General features: G+C 66.7%; 21 protein-coding genes. 14 read left to right on the forward strand and 7 right to left on the reverse strand.

The window, feature by feature from the left end; genetic code table 11:
* Position 1: 1 nt before the first annotated feature.
* Both KHO41_RS15170 and KHO41_RS15175 read right to left on the reverse strand, forming a co-directional pair.
* Complete coding sequence (locus KHO41_RS15170) at positions 2-403, reverse strand: RidA family protein (protein WP_211954103.1); 402 nt, start codon at positions 401-403, stop codon at positions 2-4.
* Positions 404-438: 35 nt separating this feature from the next.
* Complete coding sequence (locus tag KHO41_RS15175) at positions 439-1,164, reverse strand: GntR family transcriptional regulator (RefSeq protein WP_244873854.1); 726 nt, start codon at positions 1,162-1,164, stop codon at positions 439-441.
* 55 nt (positions 1,165-1,219) lie between these two features.
* Between KHO41_RS15175 and KHO41_RS15180 the strand changes: the two genes are divergently transcribed.
* The 14 genes from KHO41_RS15180 to KHO41_RS15245 are packed head-to-tail and all read left to right on the forward strand — an operon-like array spanning position 1,220 to position 14,294.
* Positions 1,220-1,582: a hypothetical protein gene (locus KHO41_RS15180; RefSeq protein ID WP_211954104.1), complete on the forward strand. Its 363-nt coding sequence runs from the start codon at positions 1,220-1,222 to the stop codon at positions 1,580-1,582.
* Complete coding sequence (locus tag KHO41_RS15185) at positions 1,569-3,752, forward strand: acetate--CoA ligase family protein (RefSeq protein ID WP_211954105.1); 2,184 nt, start codon at positions 1,569-1,571, stop codon at positions 3,750-3,752. The genes KHO41_RS15180 and KHO41_RS15185 overlap by 14 nt, the downstream gene beginning before the upstream one ends.
* A gap of 14 nt (positions 3,753-3,766) precedes the next feature.
* Positions 3,767-4,954 (forward strand): acyl-CoA dehydrogenase family protein, encoded by a 1,188-nt coding sequence (locus tag KHO41_RS15190; protein ID WP_211954106.1) that lies wholly within the window; start codon positions 3,767-3,769, stop codon positions 4,952-4,954.
* Positions 4,955-4,969: 15 nt separating this feature from the next.
* Positions 4,970-6,097, forward strand: a complete 1,128-nt coding sequence (locus KHO41_RS15195) for an acyl-CoA dehydrogenase family protein (RefSeq protein WP_211954107.1) — start codon at positions 4,970-4,972, stop codon at positions 6,095-6,097.
* A 47-nt stretch (positions 6,098-6,144) separates the two neighbouring features.
* The gene (locus tag KHO41_RS15200; RefSeq protein ID WP_211954108.1) at positions 6,145-7,131 is read left to right on the forward strand and encodes a Bug family tripartite tricarboxylate transporter substrate binding protein; all 987 of its coding nucleotides are present in this window, start codon (positions 6,145-6,147) and stop codon (positions 7,129-7,131) included.
* Positions 7,132-7,177: 46 nt separating this feature from the next.
* Entirely contained in the window at positions 7,178-8,341 is a 1,164-nt protein-coding gene (locus tag KHO41_RS15205) for a thiolase domain-containing protein (RefSeq protein ID WP_211954109.1), read from the forward strand.
* A gap of 5 nt (positions 8,342-8,346) precedes the next feature.
* The gene (locus KHO41_RS15210) at positions 8,347-8,781 is read left to right on the forward strand and encodes a Zn-ribbon domain-containing OB-fold protein (protein WP_376989619.1); all 435 of its coding nucleotides are present in this window, start codon (positions 8,347-8,349) and stop codon (positions 8,779-8,781) included.
* 18 nt (positions 8,782-8,799) lie between these two features.
* Positions 8,800-10,026 (forward strand): CaiB/BaiF CoA transferase family protein, encoded by a 1,227-nt coding sequence (locus tag KHO41_RS15215; RefSeq protein ID WP_244873855.1) that lies wholly within the window; start codon positions 8,800-8,802, stop codon positions 10,024-10,026.
* 14 nt (positions 10,027-10,040) lie between these two features.
* On the forward strand, positions 10,041-11,039 hold the full coding sequence (locus KHO41_RS15220; RefSeq protein ID WP_211954112.1) for a DODA-type extradiol aromatic ring-opening family dioxygenase: 999 nt from the start codon (positions 10,041-10,043) through the stop codon (positions 11,037-11,039).
* 27 nt (positions 11,040-11,066) lie between these two features.
* On the forward strand, positions 11,067-11,729 hold the full coding sequence (locus KHO41_RS15225) for an RraA family protein (protein ID WP_011300897.1): 663 nt from the start codon (positions 11,067-11,069) through the stop codon (positions 11,727-11,729).
* Positions 11,730-11,742: 13 nt separating this feature from the next.
* Complete coding sequence (locus KHO41_RS15230) at positions 11,743-12,405, forward strand: RraA family protein (protein ID WP_211954113.1); 663 nt, start codon at positions 11,743-11,745, stop codon at positions 12,403-12,405.
* 2 nt (positions 12,406-12,407) lie between these two features.
* Positions 12,408-13,070 (forward strand): 4-carboxy-4-hydroxy-2-oxoadipate aldolase/oxaloacetate decarboxylase, encoded by a 663-nt coding sequence (locus KHO41_RS15235; protein WP_211954114.1) that lies wholly within the window; start codon positions 12,408-12,410, stop codon positions 13,068-13,070.
* A 16-nt stretch (positions 13,071-13,086) separates the two neighbouring features.
* Complete coding sequence (locus KHO41_RS15240) at positions 13,087-13,857, forward strand: enoyl-CoA hydratase/isomerase family protein (protein WP_211954115.1); 771 nt, start codon at positions 13,087-13,089, stop codon at positions 13,855-13,857.
* Positions 13,858-13,871: 14 nt separating this feature from the next.
* On the forward strand, positions 13,872-14,294 hold the full coding sequence (locus KHO41_RS15245) for a PaaI family thioesterase (protein WP_211954116.1): 423 nt from the start codon (positions 13,872-13,874) through the stop codon (positions 14,292-14,294).
* 25 nt (positions 14,295-14,319) lie between these two features.
* Here the strand turns inward: KHO41_RS15245 and KHO41_RS15250 are convergent, their stop codons facing one another.
* The 5 genes from KHO41_RS15250 to KHO41_RS15270 form a co-directional block, all read right to left on the reverse strand.
* Positions 14,320-15,318 carry a transketolase family protein gene (locus KHO41_RS15250; protein ID WP_211954117.1) on the reverse strand — a complete coding sequence of 333 codons (999 nt, stop codon included), beginning with the start codon at positions 15,316-15,318 and terminating at the stop codon, positions 14,320-14,322.
* Entirely contained in the window at positions 15,315-16,160 is an 846-nt protein-coding gene (locus KHO41_RS15255) for a transketolase (protein WP_211954118.1), read from the reverse strand. Before KHO41_RS15255 ends, KHO41_RS15250 begins: the two co-directional genes overlap by 4 nt.
* Before the next feature lie 58 nt (positions 16,161-16,218).
* Positions 16,219-17,547, reverse strand: a complete 1,329-nt coding sequence (locus KHO41_RS15260) for an MFS transporter (protein ID WP_211954119.1) — start codon at positions 17,545-17,547, stop codon at positions 16,219-16,221.
* An 84-nt stretch (positions 17,548-17,631) separates the two neighbouring features.
* Positions 17,632-18,381 (reverse strand): SDR family NAD(P)-dependent oxidoreductase, encoded by a 750-nt coding sequence (locus KHO41_RS15265; protein ID WP_211954120.1) that lies wholly within the window; start codon positions 18,379-18,381, stop codon positions 17,632-17,634.
* Positions 18,382-18,561: 180 nt separating this feature from the next.
* Positions 18,562-19,452, reverse strand: a complete 891-nt coding sequence (locus KHO41_RS15270) for a LysR substrate-binding domain-containing protein (RefSeq protein WP_211954121.1) — start codon at positions 19,450-19,452, stop codon at positions 18,562-18,564.
* Positions 19,453-19,508: the final 56 nt, after the last annotated feature.

The raw sequence follows: 19,508 nt of genomic DNA on the forward strand, positions 1-19,508 counted from the left end.
TTCAGCCTTGGTTGGCGCCGGCCAGGACGGCCAGGCATTCGAGTTGCAGGAGCATGCCGTGCTGCAGGTCATGCACGACGATGTGCCGCGCGGGGCGGTCTTCGGGGTTCGGGAAGCACTGCAGCCATTCGGCGTTGATGGCTTCGCGCACGCTGTTGTCCTTCACGTAGATGGTCAGCTTGACCACGTCCGCCACGCTGCCGCCGCCGGCCGCAAGCACGCTCGCGAGATTGCGGAACGCGTGCGCGGCCTGCGCGTCGGCAGCGGCCGGCAGTTCGCCGGTGGCCGCGTCTTTGCCCGAGATGGCGGAGGTGCAGATGACATTGCCTACGCGTGCGCCGGTGGGAATGGGGGCGTTGTGCGCAAGGCCGGGCACGTCGATCGAACGAAGAGGTCTGGTCATGGGATGCCTGAAGTAACGGGTTCCGGGGTTCAGGGTCAGGAGGCGGCGGCATGGCCGCCGTCGAAGAAATGGGCCGGCACGGTCGCGAGAAATTCGGCGAAGCCCGTGGTGCCTGCGGGCACATGCAGCGTCATGGCCGCGGCGGCCTGCTGTTCGTCGCCGGCGCGGATGGCGTCGGCAATGCGCTGGTGTTCTTCCAGCGACTTCGCGACCTGCTGGCCGGTGGCGAAGTCGCGCATGCGGTAGCGCTGCAGGCAGCGCCGCGCCGCGCGGATATGCCCGGCGAGGATTTCATTGCGGCAGCCCTGGTAGATGGCTTCATGGAACGCCGCGTTCGCGGCGGTGTAGCCCACCGCGCCCGGTGTCGCCGCGACGCGTCGTCCCAGCGACAGGCCCGCATCCAGCGCGGCGTGCAGCGCTTCGTCGCCGCGGCGTGCCGCCAGCCGTGCAGCCAGCGATTCCAGCTCCCCGACGTATTCGAGCATCGCCCGCACCTTGCTCACCGAAAGGCGCGCGACCGCTGCGCCTTGGCGCGGCGCGATGCTGACCAGCTCGTGCGCCGCCAGTTGCTGCAAAGCTTCCCGCACCGGTGTGCGCGATACGCCAAAGCGCTCTGCCAGTTCGCGCTCGTCGAGCGGCGCGCCGGGGAACAGCACGCCAGCCTCGATTTCAGCCTCGAGCGTGGCGCGGATGTCCTCGGCCCGGCTGTGACGTGGCGGAATCAGGATGGGATTGGCTGGTTGCATACGGTTTGACGGCATCAAGCATCTCGTTGTTGATCGAAAATATACAACAAAAAAATACTGGTATGCAAAGATGGTCGAGAAAGATCGAGATGAACAGGCTCGCGGTTCCTGCCCGTTCGTCTTCTATTCTGAAAGACAGGGAATGTCGGATTTGCCAGGGAAATTTCCCGGAATTCCTTTGTGGATGGGGCTTTCCTCCATTCCGTGGTTCAGGCTGCCGGGCTTGGGGGTGCCTCGTTGCAGTGATCTGTTAGCCGCGCATCTGGCTGTTAGCCCAGCCGAAATCGTCGTCTGGCTAAGGGAAACTCCCTACCAATTTCGCGAAGAATGCGTTTTCTGGTGTATTGAAACTGCTGTTCTGGTATGCCAGAATTCGTTCAACACGAGACAAACGCCCTTTCCTGGAAGAGACCCAACCCATGAAGACCTCTGACTTTCCCGGCGCGCAGGCCGGACAGCCCGAACCGGCGGCCGAAGCTGCGGTGGCTGACGTGACCTGCGTCCTACGCCCGGCTTCCGTGGCGATCGTCGGCGCTTCGGCGGACCCGCGCTCGTTTGGCGGTTTCGTGCTGGCGAACCTGGAGCGCTTCGGCTACGCCGGTGCCATTCACCTCGTCAGCCGCAGCAGCACCGAAATCAATGGCCGCGCCTGCGTGAAGACGGTGGACGAGTTGCCCGCTGGCATCGATCTGGCCGTGCTGGCGATTCCGGAGGCGGGCGTGCTCGATGCCGTACGCAGCCTGGCCGCGAAGGGCACCCATGCGGCGGTCTTGTTCGCATCCGGCTATGCAGAGACCGGCGAGGCCGGCCGCGAACGGCAAGACCAGCTCGCCGCCGCTGCGCGCGACGCCGGCATGGCGCTGCTCGGACCGAACTGCATGGGCTTCACGAATTTCGAGGGCAACGTGCCCGTGACCTTCGAAGCGGTGCAGCCCTATCCGTGCGGCGGCCGCCCCGGTATCGGCGTGGTCGCGCAGAGCGGTGCAATGGCCGCCAATATGCGCGATGCCTTCGTCGGCCGCGACCTGCCGCTGACCGCGGTCGTCTCCACCGGAAATGAGGCATCGCTGGGCGCAGAGGATTTCGTTGCGCACTACATCGACGACCCGCAGACCCGCGTGCTGGCCGTGTACGCCGAACAAGTGCGCCGCCCGCGCACGTTCCTGGCGCTGGCGCGCAAGGCGCGCGAGGCCGGCAAACCGATCGTGATGCTGATGCCGGGCCGCAGCGAGCGCGCCCGCGAAGCGGCCCAGTCCCATACCGGCGCACTGGCCGGCGACCACGCGACCGCCGCCGTGGCGCTGGCGCGCGAGGCCGTGGTGCTGGTCGATACCCCCGACGAGCTTGTCGACGCTGCAGCCATCCTGCTGCGTTTCCCGGTGCCGCCAGCTGGCGGCCCGGCTTTTATGACCGGTTCCGGCGCGATGAAGAACGTCGCGCTGGACTTCTGCGACGGGCTCGGGCTTGAGCTGCCGCCACTCGGTGCGCAGACGACGGCAAATCTCAAGGCGATGCTGCCGGACTATGCGGTGGCCGAGAATCCGCTCGACTACACCACCATCGGTGTAAGGCAGCCGGGGCTGGTCGGCGAGGTTCTGCTGACCATGCTGTCCGATCCGGCCGTGGGAAGCATCGTTCTCAGCATTCCGGCGGGCCCCGAAGTGGCCCAGCGCGACAAGGCCGAGCACATCGTCCCGGCGCTGGCCCGTGCCGGCAAGCCGGCCGTGCTGGTCGTGACCGGTGACAGCGGTCCCATCGAGCCGTTCTTTGTCGATGCGATCCGGGCCAGCGGCGTGCCGTTCTTCCGCTCGCCGGACCGCGCACTGCGCGCGCTTGCACGGGTCTCCGCGTATGGCGAGGCGCTGCAGCGCGCCGGCCGAGCGACCCAGTCCATTCCGGCGGCGGTGCCGCTGCCCGGCACCGTTCCGCCTTCAGGGGTGTTCGCGGAATACCAGGGCAAGGCGTGGCTGGCTGCGGCGGGCCTGACTGTGCCCGAAGGCGCGCTGGCGACCAGTGCCGATGATGCGGCCGCGATCGCCGCGCGCATCGGCTACCCCGTCGTCATCAAGGCGCAGGCGAGCGAGTTGCCGCACAAGAGCGACGTCGGTGGCGTGATCGTAGGCCTCGCCGATGAAGCCGCACTGCGTGCCGGCTGGGATCGCCTGCAGCAGAGCATCGCCACCCATCGTCCGGACCTGACGCTGGATGGCGTGCTGGTCGAAGCCATGGGACCGCGCGGGCTGGAGCTCGTGGTCGGCGCGCGGCGCGATGCCGGTTGGGGCCCCGTGGTTCTCGTGGGACTCGGCGGCGTGTGGATCGAGGCGCTCAAGGATGTGCGGCTGATTCCGGCGGATCTTGCCGAAGCCGATGTCGTGGAGGAGCTGGGCCGGCTGAAAGCCGCATCGTTGCTGCGCGGCATCCGCGGCGCCGCGGCGGTCGACGTGGCAGCCATCGCGCGGGCCGTGACGCTGATCGGCGCGCAGATGCGCGCCAACCTCGCGATTACCGAGATCGACGTCAATCCGCTGGTGGCCTATCCCGACCGCGTGCTCGCACTCGACGCGTTGGTCGTGTGCGCCAAGGAAGTCAGAAACCCGGCCTGAACTACGCATACATCATGAAGCTGACTTTTTCCCCCGCCGACGAGGCGTTCCGCCAGGAGGTGCGCGCGTTCGTCAAGGCGAACCTGCCCGCCGATATCCGGCGCAAGGTCGAACTGGGCCTGCGCCTGGAACACGCTGACTACGTGACGTGGTTCCGCATCCTCGAAGCGCGCGGCTGGCTCACGCCGGGCTGGCCCGTCGAGCACGGCGGCCCGGGCTGGAACCACGTGCAGCGCTATATCTTCGACGAGGAAACCATGCTCGGCGGCGCGCCGCGCATCATCGCGAGCGGTATCCAGATGCTGGGCCCGGTGCTGATCGCATTCGGCACGCCCGAGCAGAAGGCGAAGTACCTGCCCGATATCCGCCAGAGCAATACGTGGTGGGCGCAGGGCTTCTCGGAGCCCGGCGCCGGATCGGACCTCGCGGCGGTGCGGACCACCGCGGTGCTGGAGCCGGACGGTAAGCACTTCGTCGTCAATGGCCACAAGGTGTGGACCTCGTATGCGCACTGGTGCTCGATGATGTTTGCGCTGGTGCGTACCGACCCGAACGCGGCCAAGCCGCAGGAGGGCATCTCGTTCCTGCTGATCGACATGAACACGCCCGGCGTGCAGGTGCGGCCCATCCGCATGCTCGAAGGCGGCACCGACCTGAACGAGTGCTATCTCGACAATGTGCGCGTGCCGGTGGAGAACCTCGTCGGCGAACTGCACAAGGGCTGGTCCTACGGCAAGTACCTGCTTGGTCACGAACGCACCGGCATCGCGGGCATCGGTTCTTGCAAGCAGCAATTGCAGCGGGCCCGCGAACTGGCCGCCAGCGAGGGGCTGGACGGCGATCCGGTGCTGCAGTCACGGCTTGCGCAATTCGAAATCGAACTGCTGGCGCTCGAGTTCACCGCGCTGCGCCTGCTGAGTGCCAACCAGCAGAGCCGCGTGCCGGCGGTGGAAGCGTCGATGCTCAAGGTGCGCGGCACCGAACTCCGCCAGGCCATCTATGAGCTGCTGGTGGAAATCGCGGGCCCGCATGCGGTGCCGTTCGAGGAGGCGGCGCTGTGCGGCGAACTGGACGACCCTGCCAGCCCGCCCGAACTGTCGGCGCTCGCCGCGAACTACCTCGACGCGCGCAAGCTGTCGATCTACGGCGGCGTCAATGAAGTGCAGCGCAACCTGATCAGCAAGGCCTTCCTCGCCGCCTGACAACGTACCGAGACCATGGACTTTTCCCTTAACGACGAACATATCGCGCTGCGCGACGCGGTGCGCCGCTTCTGCGACGGCGAATACCCCGCGCACCGGCGCGGCGATACCGAGACCGATGGCGAGGCCGCCACGCGCTGGGCCGCCATGGCCGACCTCGGCCTGCTCGGCCTGCCGCTGGCTGCAGACGTGGGCGGCAGCGAGCAGGGCCCGACCGAAATGATGCTCGTGGCTCAGGAACTGGGCCGGGCGCTCGGCGGCGGTGCGTGGCTGTCAAGCGTGGTGCTCGCGGGGCAGTTGCTCGACAAAGCTGGCACGACCGCGCAACGGCAGCAATGGCTGCCGGCGCTGGCCGCGGGGCAATCGCGTCTGGCGCTGGCCATCAACGAGGCCGATGCCCGCTATGACCTGTCGCGCGTTGGCACGCAGGCGCGCCGCGACGGCCAAGGCTGGGTCATCGACGGTATCAAGACGCTGGTGCTCGATGGCGCGCAGGCCGATGTCTTCCTGGTTGCGGCACGCACCGCCGGCGATGTCGCGGATGAACAGGGCGTGACGCTGTTTCTCGTTCCGGCCGATGCACCCGGACTGGCCGTGCGCGAGTTCGGCACGCTCGATGGCCGCAGCGCGGCGCACCTCACGTTGCGCGAAGTCAGGGTGGACGAAAACGCGGTAGTCGGGCAGCCCGGCGCTGCGCTGCCAGTGATCGTCGCCGCTGCCGACCGTGCCAACGCCGCGCTGTGCGCGGAAGCCGTCGGCGCGCTGGAGGCACTGCTCGACCTGACCGCCGAGCAACTGAAGACGCGCAAGCAGTTCGGCACGCCGCTCGCGAAATTCCAGGTGTTGCAGCACCGCGTGGCGGACATGCTGATCGCGCTGGAACAGTGCAAGTCAATGGCCTGCGTGGCCGCCATGGCGGTGGCCGACGGCGACCCGGTGCAGCGTCACCGGCTGGTGTCGGCGGCGAAGGTGATGGTCGGGCAGGCAGGGCGCCAGGTCGGCCAGTGGGCCATCCAGATGCACGGCGCGATGGGCATGACCGACGAATGCCGTGTCGGCCATTACGCCAAGCGCCTGATGGTCATCAACCAATTGTTTGGCGACGCCGGGCATCACCTGGCTTGTTTTGCCCGGCAGGCGTGACCAGCGCCTGACCGGATCACACAAGAAATACACAGGAGACAACAGACATGGCCCTCATCCGTACCTTCAGATCCGCCTGCGGCGTGCTAGCGCTGGGGCTGGCGTTCGCTTGCGGCGCACAGGCGCAGGAGAAGCAGCCGATCAAATTCCTGGTCGGATTCCCGCCCGGCGGCTCGACCGATACCGTCGCGCGCGTGCTGGCCGAGAAGCTGCAAGGCGAACTCGGCCAGACCGTGATCGTCGATAACCGGCCCGGTGCAGGCGGCCGTGTGGCGACCGGCATGCTCAAGCACAGCGCTCCCGACGGCCTGACCTATATGGTCGCGCCGAATGCGACCGCGATCTTCCCGACGCTGCTGTATCCGCCGGCCACGCTCAAGTACGACCTGCTGACCGACCTGACACCGGTTGCAGTGGTGATCTCGTATCCGCTGGCGCTGGTCGTGAGCACTCAGACTGGCGTCACCGATGTGAAGGGCTTCGTGGAATGGGTGAAGGCGCATCCCGGCAAGGCCATGTTCGGCACCGCCGGCCTGGGCGGGCAGACGCACTTCACCGGCCTGCAGTTCGGCAAGGCCATCGGCGTACCGATGAGTGTCGTGCCCTACAAGGGCAATGGCCCGCTCGTCACCGATCTGCTCGGCGGCCAGCTTGCTGCCGCCGTGATGACCGCCGGCGACATCCTGCCTCACGCCAAGAGCGGCAAGGTCCGCATTCTCGCGGTGTTCGGCGCGGCACGCTCGCCGCTGTTGCCGGGCGTGCCGACCGCAACAGAGCAAGGCGTTGCCGTCGACAGCGGCGAGGCATGGGCCGGCATCTGGGCACCCGCGCGCACGCCAAAGGCAGAGCTAGATCGCATGCAGGCGGCGCTGGGCAAGGTGCTCGCCATGCCTGACGTGCGCGCCACGCTGCAGCAGCGGGCGACGCTGAATCCGGACTTCCGGCCGGCCGCCGAACTGGATCGTCTGCAGCGCAAGGAACTCGCCTACTGGGGACCGGTGATCAAGTCCAGCGGCTTCACGCCTGACCAGTGACGCCTGCGTCGACGCCCGGCATTTCTTTCTAGTTTCGGAATTCATCATGACCCTGAACGGATCCGCCTACATCGTGGGGGCCTATGAGCATCCCACGCGCAAAGCCGATGACCTGTCGGTCGCGCGCCTGCATGCCGATGTGGCGCGCGGTGCGCTGGCCGACGCCGGCCTCACCGCTGCCGATATTGACGGTTACTTCTGCGCCGGCGATGCGCCCGGCCTGGGAAGCACCACGATCGTCGAATACCTCGGCCTGAAGCCGCGCCATGTGGATTCCACCGAATGCGGCGGCTCCGCGCCGATCCTGCACGTTGCGCATGCGGCCGAGGCCATTGCCGCAGGGCGCTGCAATGTCGCGCTGATCACGCTGGCCGGACGGCCGCGCGCGGCCGGTGCTGCTCTCGCGCTGCGGGCGCCGGACCCGGACGCGCCCGACGTCGCCTTCGAACTGCCGTTCGGCCCGGCTACGCAGAACCTCTACGGCATGGTCGCGAAGCGCCATATGTACGAGTTCGGCACCACCAGCGAACAGCTCGCGTGGATCAAGGTGGCTGCGTCCCATCATGCCCAGCACAACCCGAACGCGATGCTGCGCAATGTCGTGACCGTCGAAGACGTCGTCAACTCGCCGATGGTGGCCGACCCGCTGCACCGGCTGGACTGCTGCGTGATGAGCGACGGCGGCGGCGCGCTGATCGTCGCGCGCCCCGAGATCGCACGGCAGCTCAAGCGCCCGCTCGTGAAAGTGCGCGGCACCGGCGAAGCGCCCAAGCATGCGATGGGCGGCAATATCGACCTCACATGGTCGGCCGCAGCATGGTCGGGCCCGGCTGCGTTCGCGGAAGCGGGCGTCACCCCAGCCGACATCAAATATGCATCGCTGTACGACAGCTTCACGATCACCGTGCTGATGCAGCTGGAAGACCTGGGCTTCTGCAAGAAGGGAGAGGGCGGCAAGTTCGTCGCTGACGGCGGACTGATCTCCGGCGTGGGACGCCTGCCGTTCAATACCGATGGCGGCGGCCTGTGCAACAACCATCCGGCCAACCGCGGCGGCGTCACCAAGGTGATCGAGGCCGTGCGCCAGCTGCGCGGCGAGGCGCATCCCGCGGTGCAGGTCAGCAATTGCGACCTGGCCCTTGCCAGCGGCATCGGCGGCGCGCTTGCTTCCCGCCATACCGCGGCCACGCTGATTCTTGAGAGGGAATGACCAACATGAGCACACCTGCCACGCCTGCCAACGCCGCGGCCAAGGCGCCGCCCGCCGGCCCGCGCAAGATCCCCGCGCCGCGCACGCTGCCGGAAAGCCAGCCGTTCTGGGATGCCGCCGACGCCGGCCGCCTGCTGCTGAAGGTCTGCCTGGACTGCCATGCGCCGCACTACTACCCGCGCGACATCTGCCCGCACTGCCAGTCCGACCGCACCGAATGGCGCGACGCGAGCGGCTTAGGCACGATCTATTCGTTCAGCACCATGGGCAAGGGCGAGGCGGCCTGGACGCTCGCCTACATCCGGCTCGACGAAGGCGTAACGATGATGAGCAATCTCGTGGACTGCGACCCGCGCGAGGTCGAGATCGGCCAGCGCGTCAAGGTGGTGTTCAAGCCGAGCGACGGCGGCTATGCCGTACCGATGTTCACTCCGGCATGACGACGTGAGGCAATGACCATGGCTGACACCAGACACGACGAACACGGCAACGGCGCACGTAAAGGCCCGCTGTCCCGTTTCACGATCCTCGATGCCTCGCGCGTGCGTGCCGGCCCCACTGCGGTAAGGCTGTTCGCCGACATGGGCGCACGCGTGATCAAGCTCGAGATCCCGCCGGGCGCGCCCGGTGGCGACGACATGATCGGCGGACGCGACCATAACCGCGCCGACTACGAGAACCTGCATCGCAACAAGGAAAGCCTCACGCTCAATATGAAGACGCCGGAGGGCGTGAAGATCCTGCACGAACTGGTCAGCCGCGCCGATGTCTTTATCGAGAACTACCGCCCTGACGTGAAGCACCGGCTCGGCATCGGCCCCGATGCGCTGCGCGCGATCAACCCGCGGCTGGTCTACGCGAGCATTTCCGGCTTCGGCCAGGATGGTCCCTACGCGGGCTGGCCCGGCTTCGATTCCATCGCGCAGGGCATGGGCGGGCTGATGAGTGTGACCGGCAAGCCCGGCGAGGGTCCGATGCGTGTAGGCATTCCGCTGGCGGACCTGTGCGCAGGCCACTTCTGCGCGATGGGCATTCTCACCGCGTTGCTGGAGCGCGAGGCTTCGGGCGAAGGGCAGTGGGTGCAGACCTCGCTGCTCGAAGCGCAGATCGCGATGCTTGACTTCCAGGCCGCGCAGTGGCTGGTGGACAAGAAGATCCCGGAGCAGACTGGCAACGAACATCCGCTGACCGTGCCTACGGGCGTGTTTGCGACGAGCGATGGCTACCTGAACATCGCCGCGATTGGCCAGACCATGTGGAAGCGCCTGTGCGAAGCACTGGACGTGCCACACCTCGTTGACGAGCCCGGCATGGGTTCCGATCCCGAGCGCGTGCGCAGTCGTGACAAGGTCAATGCCGCCATCGAAGCCGCGCTGCGCACGCGCACCACCGCCGAGTGGACCGAGCGGCTGCTGAAAGCCGGCGTGCCGTGCGGCCCGATCCATCGTGTCGACCAGGTATTCGCCGACGCGCAGGTCAGGCACCTTGGCGTGGCCTGGCCGATGCAGCACGCCGAGCTTGGCGATGTCGCGCTGGTGGGCCAGCCGATGCGCCTGTCGCGCTATCCGCGTGACCTGCCTCCGCAGCCGGCGCCCGAGCAGGGCGCCAACACCGACGACATCCTGCGCGAGCTTGGCTACAGCGCCGGGCAGGTTGAAGCACTGCGCGCCGCCTACATCGTTTAATCGAGGACACTCCCATGGCAAGACTCGTCGCCGCTTTCGGCTCTTCCCACAGCATCATGCTGGTTTGCCAGCGTGAAGACTGGCAACACGGCTTCCGCCAGGTTGACCCGAAGAACCCGCATTATTTCGACCGGGCCGGCAACCCCACCACCTACGAAGCGCTGCTCGCGATCGCCCCGGACGATGCCGAGTCCATGGTGACGCCCGAGCGCATGGGCGAGCGCTACGACCAGGCCGAAGCGGCCATGGACGAACTGCGCGAGCGCATCCGTGCCGCACGGCTCGACGTGCTGCTGGTGGTCGGCGATGACCAGACCGAGCTGTTCCGCACCACCAACAACCCGGCCTTCGCGATCTACTACGGCGACACCATCCGCAACGCAAAGCGCGAGGAAAGCCCGTCCGACGGCTGGTACAAGAAGGCCCGCATGGCGCGCCAGGAGCCCGATGCCGACCGCGACTATCCCGTCAACGCCGACATGGGCCGCTGGATGATCCGCGAGCTGTGCGACCGCGACTTCGACATCACCGCGATGGACGGGCTCGAGCGCGGCCAGTTCGAAGGCCATGCGTTTTCGTTCATCCACCGCCGCTACTTGCAGGGGCTGGACCTGCCGGTGGTGCCGGTCATCGTCAACACCTTCGATCCGCCGAACCAGCCCACGCCGCGCCGCTGCATCCAGCTTGGTGCCGCGCTGCGCGAGCTGATCGCCGCGTATCCCGAAGACCTGCGCGTGGGCGTGCTGGCTTCGGGTGGCCTGAGCCACTTCGTGGTCGATGCCGAGCTCGACAACGCGATCATCGACGCCATTCGCAGGAAGGACACCGGCTTCCTTGCCTCGCTGGACCCCCGCCAACTCCAGGCGGGCAGCTCGGAGATCCGTAACTGGCTGATCGCGGTCGAAGCCGTGCGCGACCTCGACCTTGAATGGACTTCTTACGTGCCGGGCTACCGCACGCCCGCCATGACTGGCACCGGGCTGTGTTTTGCCGCCTGGCGCACTCTCGACTGAACTGCTGAACCGGACCCTGTCACGACCATGAGTGAAACCGAATCCAACGTACAAAGGCTGCGCCGGCTCGACTGCTGCGCAGTGTCAGACGCGCTCGACAAGCTGCAATTGCCGGGCACCGTCACGGGCCTGCCGCAGCGCTCCGGCGCCGGGCGCATTGCCGGCCGCGCCATTACCGTCAAGCTCGGCACCGGCGCGCCGCCGCCCGGACCGACGCGGCATCTCGGCTGCACGGCCATCGAGCAGGCGGGCCCGGACAACATCATCGTCGTCGAGCAGCGCACCGGCGTGGAAGCCGGTAGCTGGGGCGGCCTGCTGTCGCTGGGCGCCAAGGTGCGCGGCGTCGCCGGCGTCGTGGCCGATGGTCCGGTGCGCGATATCGACGAAGCGCTCGATTTCGACTTCCCGGTGTTCAGCCGCGCGCTGACCGCGTTCACCGCGCGCAGCCGTGTGGTGGAGCAAGGCACGAACGTGCCGGTGCAGATCGGCAACGTGACGGTCGAAGAGGGTGACTACGTGGTGGCGGACCGCAGCGCGGTGATCTTCATTGCGGCGCGCGACATCGCGCGCGTGCTGGAGACCGCCGAAGCCATCGTGCGCAAGGAAGCCGTGATGGCGAAAGCCATCCTGGGCGGCACGCCCATCGGCGACGTCATGGGCGGCAATTACGAACACATGCTGAAGGGTTGAGAGGTTGAAAAACATGAGCGAGCAACAGGACATCAACGTCGCGCGCGCCGCGAAGCTGGACACGGCCACGCTGAGCGACGCGCTGGACAAGCACGGTATCGCAGGCCAGTGCTACCGCATCAAGGCGCGCGGAGACGGCTTTGCCACGGCAGGCCGCGCCTTTACGCTGCTGTACGGCCCGGCGTCGAATCCGCCGGGCACTGTCGGCGACTACATCGACGACGTGCCACCGGGCAGCATCCTCGTGCTCGACAATGGCGGCCGCGAAAACGCCACGGTGTGGGGCGACATCCTCACGGAGATCGCGCATCGCCGCGGCATTGCCGGCACGGTCATCGACGGCGTGTGCCGAGACGTGGCGTTGTGCCGCAAGCTTGGCTACCCGGTGTTCAGCAAGGACCACTGGATGCGCACGGGCAAGGACCGCGTGCAGGTCGAAGCGACCAATGTGGCCGTCAATATCGGCGATGCGCGCGTGCAGCCCGGCGACATCCTGCGCGGCGATGCCGATGGCGTGGTGGTGATTCCGCGTGAACATGAGGCCGCGGTGCTTGATACCGCCGAGCAGATCGAGCACGCCGAGAATGCCATCCGCGAAGCCGTGCGTGGCGGCATGCGCCTGGACGAGGCGCGCCGCCAGTTCCGCTACCACCAGCTGCAGACGAAGGGAGCCTGATCATGGCGGAACACGACGCAACCAGCACCACGATCCGCGAATTTGAACGCGTGAGCGCCGATATCGTCAATGACGCACGCGCGCTGCCCACCGCGACGCTGCATGAAGCCGGCGGCAAGATCGGCGTGGTGTCGCCGGCCATTAAGCCCGTCGCACCGGAGTTCCGAATCTGCGGCCCGGCACTGACGGTCCATTCGCCCGGCGGTGACAACCTGTGGCTGCATCGTGCCATCGACATTGCGCAGCCCGGCGACGTGCTGGTGGTGCATGTGAGCGGCGCGTATGACCACGGATACTGGGGCGAGATCATGACCACCGCCGCCAAGGTGAAGCAGCTCGGCGGCCTCATCATCGATGGCTGCGTGCGCGACGGCGTGCTGCTCGAGGAAATCGGCTTCCCGGTGTTCGCGCGCGGCCTGTGCATCCGTGGCACGGGCAAGGACTATGGCGCGATCGGCTGGCTCAACGCGCCGGTGCTGATCGGCGGCGCGCGTGTCGAAGCGGGCGACCTGGTCGTGGGCGACCGCGACGGCGTCGTGGTCGTCCCGCGCCAGCGCGCAGCCGAGGTCGTCGGCAAGGCGCAGGACCGCGAGGCGACTGAAGCCGCCATTCTCAAGCGCGTGGAGGCCGGCGAGACCACCATGCGGATCTACGGCTTTCACTGAACCGGAGCCGGATGCCATGAGCGAGACTCCGCAAGGAAAGGCGCCTGAACTGACCGTCGATGGCCATGTCGCCGTCATCACGCTGCGTCGCCCCGAGGTGGCGAACCGGCTGGAGCCGGAAGACCTGGACCTGTTGCGCAGCTATCTGGAGGCCGTGAACGCGGACAGCCAGATCCGCGTACTGCGCCTTGAGGGGCAGGGCCGTCATTTCTGCAGTGGCTTCAACATCGGCCGGCTTGGCGGCGCCGATGTCGGTGCGCGTTTCGAGGCACTGGCCAATGCGCTGGAACAGGCGCGGCCGGTGACCATCGCGGTATTGCATGGCGGTGCGTATGGCGGCGCCACGGATCTCGCGCTTGCTTGTGACTTTCGCTTCGGCGCGGCTGCAACCGAGATGTCGGTACCGGCCGCGCGCCTGGGACTGCTGTTCTATCGCGGCGGCATGGAGCGTTATGTGACGCGACTGGGCCTGGCCACGGCCAAGCGCATTCTGCTGATGGCCGACAAGTTCGACGCGACTGCCATGCTGGCCTGTGGCTACCTTGACCGCATCGAGGACAGCCCCGAGGCGCTGCGCGCGCTTGCGGAGCGATGGAGTGCAGAGCTGGCTGGCATGGCGCCGCTGGCACTGCTTGGCATGAAGAAGCACCTGAACCACATTGCGCGCGGCGAGCTCGATACTGCCGAACTCGCTCGCGACATCGCCGCGGCCGATGCCTCCGACGACCTGCGGGAGGGTGCGCTGGCATGGCGGGAGAAGCGCGCGCCGCGCTTCAATGGTCGCTGATGGGAATTCACTGAATGAGCCAAGACAACTATTTCACGCGCATGCTCCGCGGTGAAGCGCCCGTGCCGGCCGTCGCCGGCACGCTGGGCGGCGTAGTCCGCTGGGTCGACCTGGAAGCAGGGTCGCTCGAATCCGACTACGTTGCAACCGACGCGTTCCTCAACCCGGCAGGCCAGGTGCAGGGCGGCATGCTGGGCGCGATGCTCGACGACGTGACGGCGATGCTCGTCACCGCGACGCTCGAAGACGGGGCGTTCTGCTCGACGCTGAACCTGAATCTTTCGTTCCTGCGGCCGGCACAGGCCGGTCCGCTGCAAGGGCGTGCACGGCTCGAGCGGCGCGGGCGCAATGTCTGCAACGTGGTGGGCGAACTGAGCCAGGACGACAAGCTGGTGGCGACTGCCACGGCCACCTGCATGGTGGTACGCCGCGCGTGAGCGTGGCGCGCCGCCATGCGGCTGGTTACACCAGCCAGCCCTTGATGTTCGCCGCCATGACCTGCGTCGAGATGCCATAGCGGTCATGCAGCGTGGGCAAGGCCCCGGCATCGAGGAACAGGTCGGGCAGCGCCACCTGGCGGAACGGCGGATGTACGCCAGCCTGCATCAGCGCGGTCGCGACGGCTTCGCCGAGCCCGCCGATCACGGTATGGTTTTCCGCGACCACGACCAGCCGGCCCGAACGCCTGGCTTCGCGCACGATGGTCTCGGTGTCGAGCGGCTTGATCGTCGGCACATGCAGCACCGCCACGCCGACGCGATCCTTCTCCAGTGCCTTGGCCACTTCGAGCGCCCGCATGGTCATGATGCCTGACGAGATCACGAGTACATCGGCGCCGTCGCGCAGCAGCTTGGCCTTGCCGAGCTCGAACTTGTAGTCGTACTCGTCCAGCACCACGGGCACATTGCCTCGCAGCAGCCGCGCGTAGACCGGACCCGCATGCGCCGAGATGGCAGGCACCATCTGTTCGATGTCGACGGCGTCGCACGGATCGATCACGGTCATGTTGGGCATGGCGCGCATCAGTGCGAGGTCTTCGGCGGCCTGGTGGCTGGGCCCGTAGCCTGTGGTCAGCCCCGGCAGCGCGCAGACGATCTTCACGTCGAGGTTGTCCTCGGCGATGGTCTGGTGCATGAAGTCATAGGCCCGGCGCGTGGCAAACACGGCGTACGTCGTCACGAACGGTTGCGCACCTTCATGCGCGAAGCCTGCCGCCGCGCCCATCAGCAGCTGCTCGGCCATGCCCATCTGGTAGTAGCGCTCGGGGAATGCCTGCGCCAGGATATGCAGGTCCGTGTACTTGCCGAGGTCCGCGGTCATGCCGATCACGTTGGACTTCTGCTTTGCCAGTTCCACCAGCGCGTGGCCGAACGGGGCCGAACGCGTCGCCTGTCCTTCGCTCGCGATGGAGGCGATCATTGCCGAGGTCTTCAGCTTCGGCTTGCCATTGTTGCTGCTCATGCTTGTCTCCCGGCTTCCAGGGCCTGCAGGGCGAGTTGCCATTCGTGGGCATCGACCCGGATGAAGTGATTCTTTTCGCGTTGTTCGAGGAACGGTACGCCGCGACCCATGCGCGTATCGCAAACGATCATGCGCGGCTGTTCGCCCGGATGTTTGCGCGCGGCGTCGAAGGCAGCCGCGACCGCGTCGATGTCGTTGCCGTCGACGCGCTGCGTGAACCAGCCGAAGGCCTGCAGCTTTTCGACCAACGGCTCGAACGCCATGATCTGGCTGGACGGGCCATCGGCCTGCTGGTTGTTGACGTCGACAATGCCGATCAGGTTGTCGAGCTTCCAGTGGCTGGCCGACTGGATACCTTCCCAGATCGCGCCTTCATCGAGTTCTCCGTCGGAGAACAGCGTGTAGACGAACGCGTCGGATGCTTTGCGCTTGAGGCCGAGGCAGCGGCCCACCGCAATCGTCAGGCCCTGGCCCAGCGAGCCGCCGGACATCTCCATGCCGGGCGTGTAGCTGGCCATGCCGGACATGGGCAGGCGGCTGTCGTCGCTGCCGTAGGTTTCCAGTTCCTCGATCGGCAGGATGCCGGCTTCGAGCAGCGCTGCGTACAGCGCGATCGCGTAGTGCCCGTTGGAAAGCAGGAAGCGGTCGCGGCCTTCCCATTCCGGGTCTTCCGGGCGGTAGCGCATGGCGCCGAAGTAGGCGACGGCCAGGACATCGGCGATATCGAGCGCCTGCCCGATGTAGCCTTGTCCCTGCACTTCGCCCATCAGCAGGGCGTTGCGCCGGATACGGTAGGCGCGTTCGGCGAGGGGCGTGGCCACCTCGTTGGGTGCGTAATGCATGGTGTCTCCTGCGGATTTGGTGATCGGAGAGAAGGGAAAGCCTGCGTACATGGCTGGCTCAGCGGTTGACGGATTTGGCCGGCACCAGGAAGACGAGCAGCGCGCCTGTTACCACGGTGACCGAGATGAAGACCAGGCCGGCGGTCGACTTGCCCGTCAGGTCATTGAGCCAGCCCACGATGGCGGGCGAAAAGAAGCCGGCCAGGTTGGCGACGCAGTTGACCGCTGCGATGCCAGCCGCTGCCGACATGCCGCCCAGCAGCGCCGTGGGCAGCGCCCAGAATTGCGAGGACGAGGCCAGGATGCCGGCTGCCGCCACGCACAGGCACAGCAGCGAAGCTTCCACGCCGCCGAGCAAAGGCAGGGTGGCAAAGCCGGCTGCGGACACCAGCATCGGCACGGCCAGGTGCAGGCGACGCTCGCGGCGGCGGTCGGCGCTCATGCCGATCAGCGGCAGCGCGACGATGGCGCACAGGTAGGGCAGTGCGGTGAAGATGCCGACCCACAACGGGTCCGCCACGCCGGACTTGCGGATGATCGTCGGCAGCCAGAAGGTGAGCCCGTACTGGCCGAGCACGACGCAGAAGTAGATGGCAGCCATCAGCCACAAGCGGCGGTCAGCCAGGAACGCGCGGATCGACAAGTGCTCGTGCTTCTGCGCGTTGTCACCTTCGATATTGCGCTCCAGCAGGGCCTTCTCCGCGTCGGTCAGCCACTTCGCGCTATGGATGCCGTTGTCGAGGTAGAGCAGGATGGCCACGCCCAGCACCAGCGACGGCAGCGCCTCGATCAGGAATAACCACTTCCAGCCTGCCAAGTCGCCCATGCCGTGGAACGCATGCATGATGTAGCCCGACAGAGGACCGCCCACGATGCCCGCGAGCGGAATCGCCATGAAGAACATCGACAAGGCCTTGGCACGCCGCTCGGACGGGAACCAGTACGTCATGTACAGGATCACGCCGGGGGCGAAGCCGGCTTCGGCGACGCCGAGCAGGAAGCGCAGGACGTAGAACTGGGTGGGCGTGCTGACAAAGGCGAAGCACGCGGAGATCACCGCCCACGTCAGCATGATGCGCGCGAGCCAGCGCTTGGCGCCGACCTTGTGCAGGATGACGTTGCTTGGTACTTCGAAGATGAAGTAGCCAAGGAAGAAGATCCCGGCGCCGAGTCCATAGATCGTTTCGCTGAAGTGCAGGTCGTTGAGCATCTGCAGCTTGGCGAAGCCGACGTTGACCCGGTCCAGATACGCACCGAGGTAGCACAGCATCAGGAACGGTATGAGCCGGCGGACCACCTTGGCGTAGGTGCGGGACTCGAACGTGGCCGCATCGACGTGCGGCGTCGCTTCGCCCGCGAGGGGCGAAGTGGCGTACTTGGTCTTCATTGTTGTCTCCTGCCATGTGCGCCGGAAGTCTCCGGCTGCACGGGCGTGTGGTGGTTCGCCTCTGCGGGCGGCTTCAATGGAAATCTAGTGGATCAGCATGCCGCCGTTGACATCGAGCGTGATGCCGGTCAGGTAGGTCGACAGGTCGCTGACCAGGAACAGGCATGCGTTGGCGACATCGCCGGCGTCGCCGAGGCGGCCCAGCGGTATGCCCTTGATGATGTCCGCGCGCATGTCGGTGGTCAGCTTGTCGCCGGTGATGTCGGTCTGGATTAGCCCCGGCGTGATCGAGTTCACGCGGATGCTGTCGGCGCCGAACTCGCGTGCCATGGCCCGCGCCAGGCCCAGCACGCCCGCCTTGGCCGCGCTGTAGTGCGGGCCGCCAAAGATCCCGCCGCCGCGCTGCGCCGACACCGAAGACATGCAGACGATGCTGCCGCTTTTCTGTTCCTTCATTTGCGGCAGCACCGCCTGCGACATGTACAGCGTGCCGCGCAGGTTGACGTCCACGACGGCGTCGAAGTTGGCCGCCTGGATGTCGAGTGTGCGCAGCGGCTGCGTGATACCGGCGTTGTTGACCAGACCGTCGATGCGGCCATACCGTTCGACGACCGCCAGCGCGGCGCGCTCGCAAGCGGCCTTGTCGGTGACGTCGCAGGCCAGCCCGAGATGACGCGGGCCAAGTTCCGCGGCGGCGGACTGGGCATCTTCGAGCTTCAGGTCGAGGATCACGACATTTGCGCCCTGCGCGGATAGCGCTCGCGCGGTGGCTTTGCCGATGCCGCGCGGTGAAGCGGCGCCGGTGATGATGATGACTTTGTTTTCGACCAGCATTTCTTGTCTCCTGACTGTTGAAATGATGGGTCGAGTTTGGGCGACGGCCGGCCCCCGATCAACGCGGTCCGCCTCAACTATGGCTGAGAAATTTTCAGATATCGGCCGCTGCGGCTGGCAGCGCAGGTGGCCACGCAGGCGCACCGATAGCACCGATAGCACCGGCTGGAGCCGGTACCGTCACATGTCGTCGGCGAGCAGTTCGCGATCGATCCAGGCCAGGAAACGCGCGACGCGTGGCAGGTCGCCGTTCTGCGGGGGATAGACGACGTGGTGGGCCCCGACCTCTACCGCGTGGGTCGGGTCCAGCACGCGGACCAGTCGGCCGCTGCGCAGCAGGACCGAAGCCAGCAGCGTGCTTTCCAGCGCCACGCCAAGGCCAAGCGCCGCGGTTTCGAGCGACATGTAGGACCGGTCGAACGAGAAGTCGAAGGTCTTGCGCACAGGGTTGATGCCAAAGCGCGCGAACCACTGCTGCCACTGGACCAGCGGTGTCTCGGAGCAGATCAGGCGTTGCCCGAGCAGGTCTTGCGGAGACTGGATACCGTGCTGGCGCAGGTAATCCGCGGAGGCCAGCGGCGCGATGAATTCCTTGCGCAGCGTCTTGACCTGCAGGTCGCGCCAGTGGGCGTAGCCGTGGCGGATATCCACATCGTAGAAGCCGCTGGTGAACGATATGTCCTCATACGAGCACGACAGATTCAGCCGGATGTCGCCGTGCTCGGCCTGGAACGAGGCCAGCCGTGGCAGCAGCCACATGAGCCCGAAGCTCGGGCTCGAATGGACGCGCAGGATTTCCACGTCCGGCTGGCTCGAGGCGCGCTCGGTCGCACGATTCAGGTCGGCCAGCGCGCCAGTCACCTCGCGCAGGTACTGTTCGCCCACCGGCGTCAGCACCAGTCCGCGCCCCTGGCGGAAAAACAGCGGACGGCCAATGACCGATTCAAGGTTGCTGATCTGGTGGCTCACGGCCGAGGCTGTCAGGCCAAGCTCTTCCGCCGCGCGGCTGACGCTCTTGGTTCGTGCAACGCTTTCGAAGGCGATGACTGCCTTCATCGGTGGAATGCGCATGCTTGCGGTGCGACGCCGGAAGCCGGCGGCAAAGTGCTGGGGATTGGGGCATTCTA

Source organism: Cupriavidus numazuensis, from assembly GCF_905397435.1.
GTDB lineage: Bacteria > Pseudomonadota > Gammaproteobacteria > Burkholderiales > Burkholderiaceae > Cupriavidus > Cupriavidus numazuensis.